Annotated in this window: 16 protein-coding genes; all 16 read right to left on the bottom strand. The window is 59.1% G+C overall.

Annotated features, from left to right (window positions below; translation table 11 throughout):
* Positions 1–13: 13 nt before the first annotated feature.
* Positions 14–2,074, bottom strand: a complete 2,061-nt coding sequence (locus tag LOY38_RS19610) for a ClpP-like prohead protease/major capsid protein fusion protein (protein ID WP_258696667.1) — start codon at positions 2,072–2,074, stop codon at positions 14–16.
* On the bottom strand, positions 2,013–3,542 hold the full coding sequence (locus LOY38_RS19615) for a phage portal protein (protein WP_258696668.1): 1,530 nt from the start codon (positions 3,540–3,542) through the stop codon (positions 2,013–2,015). Before LOY38_RS19615 ends, LOY38_RS19610 begins: the two co-directional genes overlap by 62 nt.
* Positions 3,539–3,757 (bottom strand): primosomal replication protein PriB/PriC domain protein, encoded by a 219-nt coding sequence (locus tag LOY38_RS19620; RefSeq protein ID WP_258696669.1) that lies wholly within the window; start codon positions 3,755–3,757, stop codon positions 3,539–3,541. Before LOY38_RS19620 ends, LOY38_RS19615 begins: the two co-directional genes overlap by 4 nt.
* On the bottom strand, positions 3,748–5,832 hold the full coding sequence (locus LOY38_RS19625; RefSeq protein ID WP_258696670.1) for a phage terminase large subunit family protein: 2,085 nt from the start codon (positions 5,830–5,832) through the stop codon (positions 3,748–3,750). Before LOY38_RS19625 ends, LOY38_RS19620 begins: the two co-directional genes overlap by 10 nt.
* Positions 5,795–6,349, bottom strand: a complete 555-nt coding sequence (locus tag LOY38_RS19630) for a terminase small subunit (protein WP_258696671.1) — start codon at positions 6,347–6,349, stop codon at positions 5,795–5,797. Before LOY38_RS19630 ends, LOY38_RS19625 begins: the two co-directional genes overlap by 38 nt.
* A 180-nt stretch (positions 6,350–6,529) precedes the next feature.
* Positions 6,530–7,267, bottom strand: a complete 738-nt coding sequence (locus LOY38_RS19635; protein ID WP_258696672.1) for a hypothetical protein — start codon at positions 7,265–7,267, stop codon at positions 6,530–6,532.
* Between the two features lie 27 nt (positions 7,268–7,294).
* Positions 7,295–7,639: a phage holin family protein gene (locus LOY38_RS19640; RefSeq protein WP_258696673.1), complete on the bottom strand. Its 345-nt coding sequence runs from the start codon at positions 7,637–7,639 to the stop codon at positions 7,295–7,297.
* Between the two features lie 223 nt (positions 7,640–7,862).
* Positions 7,863–8,264, bottom strand: a complete 402-nt coding sequence (locus LOY38_RS19645) for a hypothetical protein (protein WP_258696674.1) — start codon at positions 8,262–8,264, stop codon at positions 7,863–7,865.
* A 53-nt stretch (positions 8,265–8,317) separates the two neighbouring features.
* Positions 8,318–8,707, bottom strand: coding sequence for an antiterminator Q family protein (locus tag LOY38_RS19650; protein ID WP_258696675.1), 390 nt, complete (start codon positions 8,705–8,707; stop codon positions 8,318–8,320).
* 4 nt (positions 8,708–8,711) lie between these two features.
* Complete coding sequence (locus LOY38_RS19655; protein WP_258696676.1) at positions 8,712–9,032, bottom strand: hypothetical protein; 321 nt, start codon at positions 9,030–9,032, stop codon at positions 8,712–8,714.
* The gene (locus LOY38_RS19660; RefSeq protein WP_258696677.1) at positions 9,004–10,332 is read right to left on the bottom strand and encodes a site-specific integrase; all 1,329 of its coding nucleotides are present in this window, start codon (positions 10,330–10,332) and stop codon (positions 9,004–9,006) included. Before LOY38_RS19660 ends, LOY38_RS19655 begins: the two co-directional genes overlap by 29 nt.
* Entirely contained in the window at positions 10,329–10,538 is a 210-nt protein-coding gene (locus LOY38_RS19665; protein ID WP_258696678.1) for a hypothetical protein, read from the bottom strand. Before LOY38_RS19665 ends, LOY38_RS19660 begins: the two co-directional genes overlap by 4 nt.
* The gene (gene dnaB / locus LOY38_RS19670; protein WP_258696679.1) at positions 10,538–11,917 is read right to left on the bottom strand and encodes a replicative DNA helicase; all 1,380 of its coding nucleotides are present in this window, start codon (positions 11,915–11,917) and stop codon (positions 10,538–10,540) included. Before dnaB ends, LOY38_RS19665 begins: the two co-directional genes overlap by 1 nt.
* Positions 11,910–12,617: a helix-turn-helix domain-containing protein gene (locus LOY38_RS19675; protein WP_258696680.1), complete on the bottom strand. Its 708-nt coding sequence runs from the start codon at positions 12,615–12,617 to the stop codon at positions 11,910–11,912. The genes dnaB and LOY38_RS19675 overlap by 8 nt, the downstream gene beginning before the upstream one ends.
* A gap of 183 nt (positions 12,618–12,800) precedes the next feature.
* Positions 12,801–13,223 (bottom strand): phage regulatory CII family protein, encoded by a 423-nt coding sequence (locus LOY38_RS19680; protein WP_258696681.1) that lies wholly within the window; start codon positions 13,221–13,223, stop codon positions 12,801–12,803.
* A 50-nt stretch (positions 13,224–13,273) separates the two neighbouring features.
* Positions 13,274–13,528: a helix-turn-helix domain-containing protein gene (locus LOY38_RS19685; RefSeq protein ID WP_258696682.1), complete on the bottom strand. Its 255-nt coding sequence runs from the start codon at positions 13,526–13,528 to the stop codon at positions 13,274–13,276.
* Positions 13,529–13,577: the final 49 nt, after the last annotated feature.

Here is a 13,577-nt window from a genome sequence, read left to right on the forward strand (position 1 = left end):
GAGGATCGGCGAGTTACTTGCCGAGGGACTTGTTCAAGCCGCGAGAATCGAGCGGCGCCACGCCGGCATCGATCCGCACCTTGCTGACTACGCCGTCGACGGAGAAGCCTTGGGTCTGCTCGATGTACGGCTGATCAACGCCATCCAGATACGCGACCTCAATGGTGTCGCTGCCCTGTCTGGCGGCCATGTACCACTCGATCGAGGAAACATCATCCAGACGCGGCTCGGCGATCACCTCGGCGAAGTTGCGAATCGGGTTGTCGATGCCGGCATTGCTGTCGGCACCCGGCACCGAGGCGGAGCGGATCAACTGATTGGTCTTGTCTTCCAGGCACACCGGCACCAGCACATACGCCGGACGAATGTTCAGGGTGCGCGACTTGACGCCTTCGGCTGCCGGCGACTTCTGCAACGCCATAGCGGTCTTGGCCGCACTCAGCGCCTCGATCGACATGGCCGAGACGGCGCCTTTGAACAGGTTTTTCCGGGTGGCGTCGTACAGCGCCTTGCCGTCGCTCAACGCCGGGCCGGTGGTCAGTACGTCATAGACCAAATCGCCGATCGTGCCGCGCGCCGCCAGACCCATGCCGTAAGGCACGGTGCTGAGCTGATCGAGGTCATCGTTGATGATCGCCTGACGGGTGATGCCGAACAGCTCGCCGTAGGTGGCCAAACGGATCGCCTCACCGCGATCGCTGGTAGTGATGTACTTGTACTCCGCACCCGGGCGAACTTCACGCAGGCTGCCGAAGGCGCCGAGGCCCACACGCTTGACGGTCTTAAAGTCGCTGAGACGGCCTTTCTTCGTCCACTTGTCGAAGGTTTCCGGCGCTTCGTCCCAGCCCAACAGCACCGACTTGCCGGCGATGTCCAGCAGGATGTTGCCGAAGTCGCTGGAATCGTGAGTAAACGCCAGACCCACCATCTGTATCGGGTTATACGACGCCACGAGAATGCCGCGATCGGTAAGCGACGCCCGGGCCAGCTCGCGCAGGCTCATGTAGTTATAGGCGTTGTCCTTCTGCACCTCGGCCTGACCGATGCGACTGGCGATCGATGCACGCACCGAGTCACCCACCAGATTGCCGTTGGAAATGTGGCCGTGAATGATTTGCGAACCGGTCGGAGTGGTGCCGGCACCCATCGCGGCCAGCAGCTTCGCGTTGGCCGTTTCGATCGAGCAATTCACGTCATTCAGGCACTCGGGCAGCAGCGCCGCGTGAGGCGCAGCAAACGGCGCGGCAAACGCGGCAGTGATCGCCGTGCGACGCGCGCCCTCATCGGCCAGCGCCTGAGCGCGGATCTGGTCAACCGTCTGATTCGCCGGTGCCGGTGCTGGAGCGGTCGCTGGAGCCGGGGCAGGTGCTGGAGCCGGCAAAGTGACCGAGCCGCGCGGGGTCAGCAGTTGTTTGAAAGCTTGTGGCATGTTGGTGAACTCCTGCATGCGGTGCGAATTGATTTGAGCGAACGCTTTGAGCGGCTCAAGAATTTTGTCTGCGAAACCGGCTTCCACCGCTTCGCTGCCGAACATCCACGTTTCCGCGTCGAGCAAGGCGTGGACTTCTTCGGCGGTCTTGCCGGTAGCCTCGACATACGCCTGCACCAGCGAACCCTCGACCTTATCGAGCAGCTCGGCATAACGCCGCATGTCCTCAGCATCACCGCCCTGAATCCCCCAGGGCTTATGGATCATGATCGCCGCGTTTTCGGGAATGCTTCGCGTGTCGGCGGCCATCAAAATCACACTACCCATTGAAGCGGCGAGACTGCCCACCACCGCGTCAATGCGGGCCGGGTGATGTTTGAGCATGTTGTAAATCGCGATCCCGTCGAACACCTCGCCGCCGGGTGAATTCACATACATATTGATTTGTGACACGTCACCGAGCGCTTTGAGGTCTTTGGCGAACTGCTTGGCGGTGATGCCCCAGGCGCCGATTTCCCCTTCAATGCGCAGCTCACCGATGCTCGCCGACAGCGCGCGCATCGAGTACCAGCTTTCACCGGCGTCAGTCGTCGTCGCGACCGACCCCCTTGGCCGCATCAGCGGCAGGTTTTCGCGTTTGTTCATTGGTCTGATTTTTCCCGTAGAACTTGTGATAGGCGTCCGAGCTGAAGACCAGCCCTTTATCCCGGTTGGTTTTAATCTCCGCTTCGCGCGAACGCTTCAGCTCCTGCGGATTGCGCTGACGTGCCCGGGCCACTTCGGCCTCATCGGCAAAGCCACTCTCAACCAACAGTTCCCATGCCGTAGCCTCATGAACCGGGTTGATCCACGGCATCACCGGGCCTTGATAGATCGCCCCGTAAACGGTCAGAGGATCGACGTCATACGGCACCTTGATCACGCCGCTCATGATCGCCACGCGCAGCCAGTTGCGATAAACGCGACGGCACCAGTAGTCGATAAACTCGTGCTGCAACAGGTCGTAACCCAGCTGAGCCTCAACCAGCTCCTGACGCTGCGCCGAATAGGTGCCGTCGTAGCTGCGCGCCAGACTCGAATATCCAATCCGCGCACCGGCAGCGACAGCCTTTAGCTGCCCGTTTCGAAAGCCCTCAAGGAAAGGGTTCGGCCGATCGCTTTTGATCATGCCGACCTCTTCGCCCGGCAACAGGGTGTCGATCACCATGCCCGGTGACATCTGGAACGTGCGGGCTGTGCCATCCTTCGGGGCCACATAGTCGTCTGGGGAACCCTTCTTGATGTACATGGCCAACGCGGCACTGATTCGCGCCGCGACCCGCTCGCTTTCCTCGTAATCCTTGATATCCGCGAGGCGGGTAATTACAGCGTGTAGCAGCGGCTGGCCCCGGTTTTGACCGATGCGTTTACGGTAAGCAATGTGAATCATCTGCTCAGCCGGCACCCGCTTGGTGTCGAGCGACAGCCCCCGCCCCAGCGAATCGCCAGGATGCTGTTTCAGCAAGTGAAACGCCGTGACCCGACGCCATGAATTGCGCTCAATACCTTGGACGATGCCCTGTGATTCGTCGTTTTTCTCCCAGGGCAGGAAGTCATTCTCAAGCAGTTCCAGCGAGTACGGCACCGCGTGTAGATGCTGAAAGTTTGGAATTCCCCCTACCAGCTCCTGAGCCAGCGCCTCACCATCGCGCAGCCATGTGCGGCAGATGATTCGTTCCATCTGCGGCCGGGACAACTCGCCGGCGGCTTCCGGTTTCAGCGACCACTCCGCCCAGTGCGATTTGATCAGCGCGGCAAATTCAAGATGCACATCACCGGTCAAGGTCAGCGGAATCGGCTCGACGGAAATGCCCGGGCCACCCACCACACGTTCTTCCAGCCGGTCAAACAGCCCGGTGACAATGTCGTGGTTTTGATCCAGTGCCCGGCACTGGTCGCGCATCGACTTGCCGGCATGCTGCAACGCACGGTTTGCCCCGCGCGTCTCGCGCTTGGCCTTGTGCGTGCGGCTTGGCTCGGCCGCCTCGAAAGCGCGAATAACGTGCCGGGCTTTCAGGCGCTCCATGACCATATGCGGGAAGAACGGCGCCAGAGCCTTGTCCAGCACGTTCACGGGAACACCGCCAACGCGTGCCCGGGCCGGCCAGTGTCCGCCGCGTTCTGAGCGGCCACACGGCGCTCCCAGAACAGCCGACCTTTCTGGATGTCGGCCAGATCCGACATCACCACCTTGCGGCCCTGAAAAAACGTCTCTTTGCCATCCAGCACGGCAATCTCTGCCGCCAGATAGCGATCCACCATGTCTTGCGCCGTGGGTGCTACAGCCATGCGCCTTGTCCTTTCGTGATCCACGCGCCGGCCTCGTCCGACGACGATGCAGGTTGTGGGGGTGATGGTTCAGCCGTTACGGGTAACGGCGCAGGTTCTGCGGCTTCCGGCTCGTCGTCCGGCTCGGGGTCATCCTCGGCCGGCGGCACATGCCACACACCGCTCGGCAGTTGCCGCGCGAGTAAGTCCAGATCCAGACCGAAGCGCGCCTGACTGATGCGCAACGCGGCCAAGGCATACACCAGACAGTCGAGCGCTTCGTTTCGGCGACCGCCCGCGTCCCAGCGCTGCACGCGCCGATGCTTGACGATCACCCACTTGCGCCGCTCGGCCGTCAGTTGCCGCAACTCGTCCTCGCCACACAACTCATCGTTGGCAGGCAAGTGAAGACAACCAGGAACACGAATCCCCGGCGCGTCTGGCTGAATCGTCAGGCGGTTGTAAATCAGTTCCTTGGCGTTATCCGTACCGACCTCAACGAGGTAAATCCGGCCGCCCTTGACCTTGGTCTTCTTGCGGGGCCACGTCGCGATCGGCTTGCCGTAGGTCGATGCACCAAACACCGGGATGATCCAGTTCACCCCGTGCTTGATGCTCTCTTCGCGCACTTCGTCCGAGTAGTGCCCGCCCTGATCCCAACACGCCCGCTCCAGCGTCATCACCGTGCCATCGGCGCGGACGAAACGCTTTTTCAGCTCAATGCCGACCTTCTTGCGCAGCTCGACACTGGCCGGATCGCCCTGCAGGACGAACTTGTGGATTAACCAGGCTTCCTCACCCGCGCCGAATCCCCAAAACCGACCCTCGTAACGATCGTCTTGAGTGTCGATGCCACCGAAGATGGCGACTACCCACGGCGGCACTTGGGCATATACCTCGCGGCGGGCCTGTAGGTGCTGCCATTCCAGTTGCTCGCCCTGATCTTCCTCCCAAGCCTCGCCCAACGTGGTGTTGATAAAGGTCTTGAGCTTGCCCCGGTCTTTTTTGACCTTGATCCATTCGCTGACGACTTCCGCCCAGGTGACAAACTCCGAATACACCGTCCAGATATGGAACGTCACCGAGCGCGGCGCCTGCATGGCCTTGCCCGCACTGGTGAACCACTCCATGCCGTCGCGCGTCCAGATACCGGAACGCTCGCAGATGTAGCGACCGCTGGCCGACGCCGCGATCATTTCGTGGTATTCGAACGTGCAACCGTGGCCGGACTCGCACGCATACCACGCCTTTTCGACCTGCTTGAGGTCGTTCAGCAGCCACTTGATGCCGAACGGCGTATCGGGGTCGCCCCACTTCAGATGCTGTTCCGTCTGGCAGTGCGGACACTTGATGTTGAAGCGCAGCAGGTGCGGCGAATCATCCGCCGCCCGCGTGATCTGACAGCCCTCACCCGTCGTTTCCTCGCCTTCAACAGCGGGCACAATGGTGGTCGGTGTAGATCCTCGAATCGACTTCTTGAACGTCGCGCCTTCCAGACGCTTGTCGCCCAGGATGGTCGGGGCGCCCTCGCCTTCAATGTCCGCGTCGAACTTCGACAGTTCGTCGTAGATCACCTCGTCCGGGCTTTTCTCGCGGTAGTTCTTCGCCGCTGTCCCGCCGAGACACCACAGCATCTTGGCGTTATCGAAACGCTTTTCATCGAGCGTGTTATCTCGATGCTTCATGCCCAACCATGGGGCCAGCGCCTTCACCACCGGCACGTCACGGATCATCGTTTCGATGTGCCGCTTCATCATGCCGTCAGCGTCGCCGTCAGTCGGGCACCACGTCAGCACGTTGCGTTTCTTGTGCTGGATCTTGTAGCCCATGTTGGCCACAAGCATTTTCGTATAGCCGACCCGGGCCGATTTCAGCACGTTGACTTCACGAATCAGGTCGTTGCCCATCGCGTTCAGAATCGCGACCTGAAACGGGGCGGTGGTCCATTTGCCTTCTTGGTAGGACGATTCCGACGACAGATAAAAGTGTTTGTCTGCCCATTCCGTCGCGGTCAGCGGCGGCTCTTTGTAAAGCCCCTCAAGACCTTTACGGACACTGTCAATCAGCGCCCTCATCCAAGGAATCGACGAACTCATCAAGTAACTCCGGCAGTTTGTCCGCCAACTTGACGGCGTCGTTTCGCGCTATGGCGACCTCGCGCTGTACTGCCTCAAGGTGCCGCACTTCGATGTCCGGGCATTTGCGCTTTACCTTGGCATGCACGGTGTCGAGCGTTGAGCCGAGCATTGCGCTCAACTTGCCCAGGGCGAACACGGCAAAATCGACCGGCACCAGCTTTTTCGCCTTGACCTGATTTCGCATTGCCTGCCCGTCGGCTTGCTCGGTTGTCAGGCGCAATTTCTGCTGCGCCTGTTTGTACTCAATGAGCGGATCAATCGGATTGCCGTCATCGTCTACAGGTTGTTCTTTCGCGCCCTGATGCTTGAGACGATTTGCCAACACCGACTTGGCATCGAAAAACGCCTCGCGACCGATACGCTGCACCGGCTCAACCTTCCATTTATCAAAGGCCTGCACGGTAATTCCGAGGCTCGCGGCCATGCGCGACTTGTTCAGCCACCCCGGCTGCTGAGCAATGGAATTCGTTTTCATGATCTAAACAACAACCTCAATCCAAAAATGGGTCATATGTAGCGAAGCAGCGGGGCCCGAATTACCCCCTATGGGGGTGGGGTCCGGGAGTACCTTTTGGATTTGCCCCACCCCCCCTGTCAAGCGAAAAACCAACGGAAAGCGGCCTTTTTTCGACATTTTTTCAGCCTCGACGCCCGATCAGCGCGCCGTCGCCCGCGCATCGGCGAATGCCTGGGCGAACTCGGCCGCGTGATGCGCCTTTACGATGTTCTCGCCGATCTTGAAGAACGGGAAAATGACGCGGTAGCGCGGGGCGGAAGCACTGAAGACAAAGACCGGACGAACTTCATCGCCCTTGCCCATCACCTTGCGCTCCCACACTGCCCGCGTGCCGTCGACCTCACCGGAGAAGAACCGATGGGCATTGCCCTTGCGCTTGCTTCGTTTGCTGCCCGTGGCATTGGCCTGATAGCCCGACCGCGTCTCGGCCGCACCCAACCCCGACAGGATCTTGGTCATGGTGCCGCGCGAGACGTTGCCGTACTGATTCATGAATGGGGTGGTGGGCACCGCGTACTCACTGGCCTGCATGATGCCGCGAGCGATCAGCGCCTTCTCGAAACGCTTGTGGGGCCGAATGCCGCCGCTGACCGCCTGCTGTAGATAGGCATCTGCCGGTACACCTGACGCCCATGAGTCCTTGAAATAGACCTCGGCCGCCTTAACCTTGGTTGCCTTGTTCACAAACAGGCTGTTCATCGTGGTAGGGGTCGGCCGATCAAGCCTGGCCTTCATCACCGGCAACATGCCCTTCTTGACCCGCTGAGCCAGCCGGGTCGCGGCCAGCATCTGCACAAACGGCAATTGCCGATGCTCGATGTCGTCCAGTTCCCAAAGAAGGGGAGCTGAATCCAATCCAAAGCCTACTTTGAACACTGGATCGCCCTCCCCTCATTCAAGGCCTTACTGATCGCGCACATTGTTCGTTGTCGATGGGCTGCTAACACCCGCCTTCCTTGCCAAAAACTGCGTGTAGAGGCCGCCCGCAACATCAGCACCAATAACCGCGATGACTATGCCGAGTCCGGCTGCCAGGTACAGGTTGCTCCAAAGGGCCATTGCGAGCAGCAAAGTGGCCATACCCAAAAGACCAGATGCCAGAAAGCGCAAAGCCACGCGCTGCAGGATCTGACGCAGTCCAAGATCGCTACCTGATGCCCTTAGCATCTCCCCAGACAAACCGGCCATGCTCAACAACACCAACAGCCAAAGGGGCACATCGGCGAGAGCTTGATGCTCTGTGTTCATCTGTCGTCCTCAAATAGGTTCGGCCTCCATGTCACTGTCATCCGCGCAGGGCAAAGAGCCAGGCATGGGGCCGAAAACGAAAAAGCCCCGCTCAATGGCGGGGCTTGTAAGTAGGTACAAAAAACCCGACTCGATGGCCGGGTTTTTGAAAGCGTCTCGCTGCGTTCACAGCAACACACGCTGCTATAAAAACAAATCTATTCCGCGCGGAAAAGCTTTTTTATCAACGACCCCACAGCCTGTCGCGGCCCTCCTGCGTGATCACATATCCATCCGAACCGTTTGACTCAAGAAAGCCTCGCTTTACAAGCGAATCAACTGTCCTCGGAGGGTAAATTTCTACCTCGTCAGGGTTCTGCAGTGATCGACCATCAGCAAAGATTGTGTAGCCTAATACAGCAGAAGCGAGCGCTGTCTCTTGAAGGTCTGTCAGTCTGATCCTGGAAGCTGGGGCCGACGGTGGCACCAATGGTTCCACCTGCGAAACCTGTGCCGCTTGCTCCACCTGCTCCAGCTCCCCCTCTCTCCAGTCACTAGCCTCGACATTCCCGGTCTTTTTTCTAAACCGAAGCACTACAAAAGCAATCGCGACCAAAACCAGTACACCTTTTACATACGCATCCATGTGAATGTCTCGATGTTAAAACACTGATAATAGCCAGCAATAGGCCATCAAGGTCAAGCGGCCACCCTCATGTCACTTACCGCGCAGTCAACCCATGCCGCTCCTGCTCTGGCCAACTCCCGCGCCTTTCCTTCACTGATACCAAAGTGTTTTCCCACACGTACCATTGGCCATTTTGCACCGTAGTACAGCCAGATAACGTCACCCATTTGTTGATCTCGATGCGCAAGTTTGGCTACGGCATTGTCGATAGCAATGGCCCAATCATCAGTAATGCAGTAGTTCTTGCTTGCTGCTGGCTGTGCCACCGCTTGGCGCATCAGCGCTAAAGTCGGGGATGTGTAGCCATGCATCCCCATCCCATCCATCCGCCACCAACCCCATTGTTCGAGCAGGTATTCGGTGTCTCCCAACGGACGACCTGCTGGCTTACGAATCATCATGCTCTCAATCCCCTGTGTAGTTTGTGCCGCCCGCCCCCAGGCGGTTCGCTTTATCGTTTTGGCTTTGGAACCCGTCCAACTGGCTAGGACTTTTCAGAGCCAAAATTTCACGCTGAGCATGCTGCAATTTGAAACTCAACTGGGTCACCAACTCGTCGGAAGAAAGCACCAACTTGCTGCCCCTAACAACCCAACCTGAGCCGTTGCAGTCAGTGCATATCAGCTCATAAAACAGCCCTTTCACAACCGCTTTTCCCTCGCAGATCGAGCAGGACTCCAGCTCGACCCGTTCTCGCTTAAAGCCAGGCACTCGTCCCTTCTGCATGATTTGAAACCTCGCCCTTAACAAATTGCGGAATTGACTCGCAGGCCACGCTATTCAAGGCGTCTACGAGGTTTTGCGAATCTTCATATCTAACGCCTGTCTGCTCATGAATCGCCTTGAAGCCGCGCCCATCTAACCAGTTGTGCCACTTCACCAGCGCCAGTCGACGCTGTTCCTTGGCCTGGGTGTTGATGTAGGTCGAAGCGATCTTGCCGAGGGAATGGTTCAACAGCATCTCGCCGATATGGCCGTCGACGCCCAGGTCGGTCCACGCGGTACGGGCCACCTTGCGCAGGTCGTGACTGGTCCAAGCGCCCTGCCCCAGCCGGGTAAACACGGCACTGGCCTGGTTGTCACTCAGCACCTTCCCTCGACGGGAAGGGAACAGAAATGGACCCTCGTAACCTTGGGCGGATTGTTGATCACGGTAGCGGCGAAGCAACGCGCATACTTGGTCGGTCAGTGGTACTCGAAGCTCGGTCTTGCTCTTGGTGTGTTCGGCCGGCAGGAACCACTCACGTTCAGGCAGCGTAATGTCGGCCCAGCGCGCCTGGCGGGTTTCGCCAATACGGGTGCCGTGGCACAGCATCATCAGGGCCAGCATGGCGTCACCTGGCGCACTCTCGAAGCGCTCGGTCAGCTGCGCCACCAGCTCGGGCAACTGGACATCGCGCAGGCGGGCCGGTTTCGGCAGAATGCGTGCTGTGGTGAAGTTGACGAACTTGAGTTCTGCCAGCGGGTTGGCTGGGATCAGGTCCAGCTTACGGGCCTGACGAAAGGCCACAGCGAGCAGGCGGTACAACTGCTGGACGTACGACAGCGACAACTCTTCCTGAGCCGGCCACATCAGCAGCTTGTCGAGGGTCTGGGCACTCACATCGCGAATCAGCAGATCCCCCAGGCGCGGCTTGAGCTGGCAACTGATGGCCGACTTGCCAGCTGAACGACGCTTGGCTGAGAGTGCGCGGGAGCGGGCCATGCGGTCGCCAAACCAGTCCAGCAGCTCGCCGACGGTCACCCACCCCGAAACGCTGGCAGCACCATCGGCCGCCACTCGCAAGCGCACCGCCGGTAAGGCCGCAACTACCTGCTTGGTGGAAAGGTCGGGAAAGGCGCCGATGCGGTGCCACTTGCGTTTATTCAGCAGGTACCAAGACCCGCGCGCACGATTCTTCGCATAACGAAAATGCAGCGCGGGGTGACTGGCATCACGCAGGTCGCGCACATGCTCAAGCTTGGCGTTGCGCTGAATTTCGGCGTCTGACAGCTTCACGGTCAGGGTTTTGATCAGGACGTTCAATCGGTCGCCTCCGGTTGGGCGAGACGGTCGACCACCTCGAACGTTGAAGGCCACATCCACGCACCATAACGCTTGGCCATGGCCTCGTCGGCGAACAGCGCCAAGGCCTGGTCTGGTGTGCTGCTCAAATCCATTTTGAAAGAGCAGCAGAACACCGCGAAGCGGTAGGTGGACGGCTCGGGAACAGCGAGTCGCTGAGAATCCATCAGAACGATTCCTTTTTTCGGTAACGGTTGGCCAGGCTGGTGACCTTCTCCGGCTGCTCGACAGCCTCCGGCTTCCACCCGGCAGCAAGGTTTTCAAAGCGGTTGTACTGCCCAAGAAATGCCGTGCGGACCGTGCCCATCTCGATGTCGCGGCCCTTGCCGATGATGATTTCGGCAATCCCCTTGGCTTCGGTGTTTTCGTGATAGACCTCGTCGCGATACACGAACAAGATCACGTCGGCGTCCTGCTCGATGGCGCCTGACTCCCTCAAGTCCGAGGGGATCGGCCGCTTGTTCGGGCGCTCTTCGCATTTGCGGGAGAGCTGACTCAGCAGCACGACGGGAATGCCCAACTCCTTGGCAAGCAGCTTGCAACCGCGACTGATGCTGCTCACCTCTTCAGTCCGATTGCCGCCCTCGCCTTCTAGCAGCTGCAGGTAATCGATCATCAGCAGGTCGAGGCCGTAACGCAGCTTGTGGCGGCGAGCCAATGAGCGAATGCGCCCAATCGACGAGCCCGCCCGGTCGGCGATGTACAACGGGGCACGACGCAGCACTCCGGCCGCCGCGGCGAGTTCGGTGCCGTGGCTCTGGCACGCCGTTCCGTTCTTCACCAAAGTGAGCGGAATACGACCCTCCGAAGCCACGGCCCGATCCAGCAGCTGACCCTTGTTCATCTCCAGGCTGATCACAAGTGATGACTTACTTTGGCGTACGGCCGCATCGACAACAAAGCCCATCGCCAGCGTGGTCTTGCCCATGGCGGGACGCCCAGCAACGATGTACAGATGATCGGGTTGCAGGCCGCCGATCTTCTCGTCCAGGTCTCGCAGGCCGGTCGATAGACCGATCAGGGTTTCGCCACGGGCATGACGATCATGGCGCTCCTGCCACACCTCCAGCTGATCGACCAGCACATCACCCACTTTGACGATGTCGTCATCACCGGACCCGCAATCAATGGCCATGGCGGCGGCCTGGACGGCGGCGATTTTCGCCTGCACATCCTGATCGCTGTGCGCGATATCCATCGCTTGGCCGCCGAGGTCGAACAGGGCTCGTTCGATTGCACGCTCGCGCACAATTCCCGCGTAGGTCTTGGCGCTGGCTACGCTGGGAGTACCGTTGACGATTTCAGCGCAGTAGGCAAAGGCCGGGGTGCCATCCGGCAAAACGCCAACGTGGTCACCCACAGTGAGGAAGTCGACAGCTTTGCCAGCCGAGAAAACCGCCATGATCCCACGGTACACCTCGGCGTTTTCGGGGAAGTAGAACGATTCGGCGGACAGGTCGTCGCTTAGGGAGTCGATCAGTTCAGGGCGCTGCATCATCGCGCCGAGCAGGCCGTGTTCAGCCTCGACGTTGTAGGGGTCACGCATTGTAATTACCCTCGACGACCTTCACAAAGTTGCTCGGCGCGATCAGCCAATCGAAGTTGCAACGGAAAGGGTTACCCCCAGCAGCGGCTACCTCCCCCATCAGGAACTTGCTCGAACGCACCAGGGCGAAGTACTCAGCCCAGAAGCTGAGATCCTGGTGTACGTAGCTCTCATTCCAGCGGGCATTGATCTTGGCGATGCGATCCTTGGTCAGCATCACGACTCGAGGAAACTCCGGAATTGTCGCGTTGAACAAATCAACGATTGCCTGAGTCGGGCACTTCGGCTTCGAGATCTTCGGTGGCTGCTCATCGTCAACAAGAGGTGACGGTTCACTTGATGGTTCTATTACGGTTCTGGGTGCGGCTGCTGCGGGGGTTTCTGTCGTGAGCTGCGGGGGTGGTGGTGCATCTGCTGCGGGGTGCGACTCTTGCGGGGGTGCATATGCTGCTGGGGTTAAGGTGTACATCGTCGAGCGACCCATCCGCTCGCGAACTGACAACAGCCCCACTTGGCCAAGCCACTTGATTGCGGTCTGGACCGTTCTTTCGGCAAGGCAAGTACGTTCCGAAATACGTGCAACGGATGGCCAGCAAACGCCCTCATCGTTTGCGTTGTCCGCCAACGAGATCAGCACAGCCTTTTGTGGGCCACTCATACCCTGAAGCGGCCAGCACAAGCTCATGATTATGGTGCTCACAGCTGATCTCCAGTCTCGGATACAGCTGTGACGCAGAGTCGTGACACGTTTTCCGATTGATCGAAAAGTGTCACGTCATGGCGGGTATTGCCGGGAGTAGCGATCGTGTCCATAATGGCCCCACTGTGTTTTAAAAGTTGTTGAAGAAGCCGGGTTGCAGCCCGGCTTTTTTGTGTCTGCGATTCAGGCGGCCTTGAGCGACTCGCGAAGAACCTGAAGCGCGTCGATTGCCTCAAGGATGGCTTTCTCGCCTTGGGCTTTTTCGTGTTGGCTGATGTGGTTGTCAGCAGTCGCGTCGAAGATCAATCGCCCAACGTCGCCGCACTCGGCTGACAAGTGACCCAGCGCAACCATCAAAGGCTTGGCGACTGGCTTCTCGCGAGCCACCAGGTCAAAACCGAATTGTTCGGCGAGAGCGATCAACGGGCGCATGTCACCGGTGTGCAGCAGAATCCCGAAAAGGTGCTCAATCGTCAGGTGATGGGCATCGTTGTCGGGGTTGGCACGTTGCAGCAGGCTTACATGGGGGACGCCCATCTGGCTGGCCAGCACCTTCGCTTCGTTGTCGAGGACCGCGCTTTGGCAAGCCCGCAGAAATTCGTCCATTCGTAAAACCTCAGTTTTGTTTCCGTAGATGCCCGGCAGTGCCTGGGCGATCATTTGTTCAGCGGCTTATGCGACTGATTTTTGGGGTGCGCTTCAGCGAGGAGCCAATCGGTTTCGAACGGCTTGCCTTTCGCGGCGGCTAATTCAGCAATTTTTTTTGCGTATTGGGTTTCGCCCGTGTACTCAGTGCGCGGCAGTGAATCCGCCACTAGCCACTTGTAAATAGCTCTCGGAGTTTTCCCGCAGGCCAAGGCCACGGCAGGGACGCCGCCAGCATCATCAATCGATTTCTTGAGCGGCCGCATAAGGCCTCCGAGTCAAATATGAACTTACGGTACATATTATGTCGGAACT

This window comes from Pseudomonas sp. B21-015, assembly GCF_024749285.1.
Lineage (GTDB): Bacteria > Pseudomonadota > Gammaproteobacteria > Pseudomonadales > Pseudomonadaceae > Aquipseudomonas.

Excerpts from the sequence above, each read along its gene's own strand:
- LOY38_RS19610 (WP_258696667.1), bottom strand. The coding sequence starts at position 2,074 with ATGAACAAACGCGAAAACCTGCCGCTGATGCGGCCAAGGGGGTCGGTC.
- LOY38_RS19620 (WP_258696669.1), bottom strand. The coding sequence starts at position 3,757 with ATGGCTGTAGCACCCACGGCGCAAGACATGGTGGATCGCTATCTGGCG.
- LOY38_RS19625 (WP_258696670.1), bottom strand. The coding sequence starts at position 5,832 with ATGAGTTCGTCGATTCCTTGGATGAGGGCGCTGATTGACAGTGTCCGT.
- LOY38_RS19630 (WP_258696671.1), bottom strand. The coding sequence starts at position 6,349 with ATGAAAACGAATTCCATTGCTCAGCAGCCGGGGTGGCTGAACAAGTCG.
- LOY38_RS19640 (WP_258696673.1), bottom strand. The coding sequence starts at position 7,639 with ATGAACACAGAGCATCAAGCTCTCGCCGATGTGCCCCTTTGGCTGTTG.
- LOY38_RS19645 (WP_258696674.1), bottom strand. The coding sequence starts at position 8,264 with ATGGATGCGTATGTAAAAGGTGTACTGGTTTTGGTCGCGATTGCTTTT.
- LOY38_RS19650 (WP_258696675.1), bottom strand. The coding sequence starts at position 8,707 with ATGATGATTCGTAAGCCAGCAGGTCGTCCGTTGGGAGACACCGAATAC.
- LOY38_RS19655 (WP_258696676.1), bottom strand. The coding sequence starts at position 9,032 with ATGCAGAAGGGACGAGTGCCTGGCTTTAAGCGAGAACGGGTCGAGCTG.
- LOY38_RS19665 (WP_258696678.1), bottom strand. The coding sequence starts at position 10,538 with ATGGATTCTCAGCGACTCGCTGTTCCCGAGCCGTCCACCTACCGCTTC.
- dnaB (WP_258696679.1), bottom strand. The coding sequence starts at position 11,917 with ATGCGTGACCCCTACAACGTCGAGGCTGAACACGGCCTGCTCGGCGCG.
- LOY38_RS19680 (WP_258696681.1), bottom strand. The coding sequence starts at position 13,223 with ATGGACGAATTTCTGCGGGCTTGCCAAAGCGCGGTCCTCGACAACGAA.
- LOY38_RS19685 (WP_258696682.1), bottom strand. The coding sequence starts at position 13,528 with ATGCGGCCGCTCAAGAAATCGATTGATGATGCTGGCGGCGTCCCTGCC.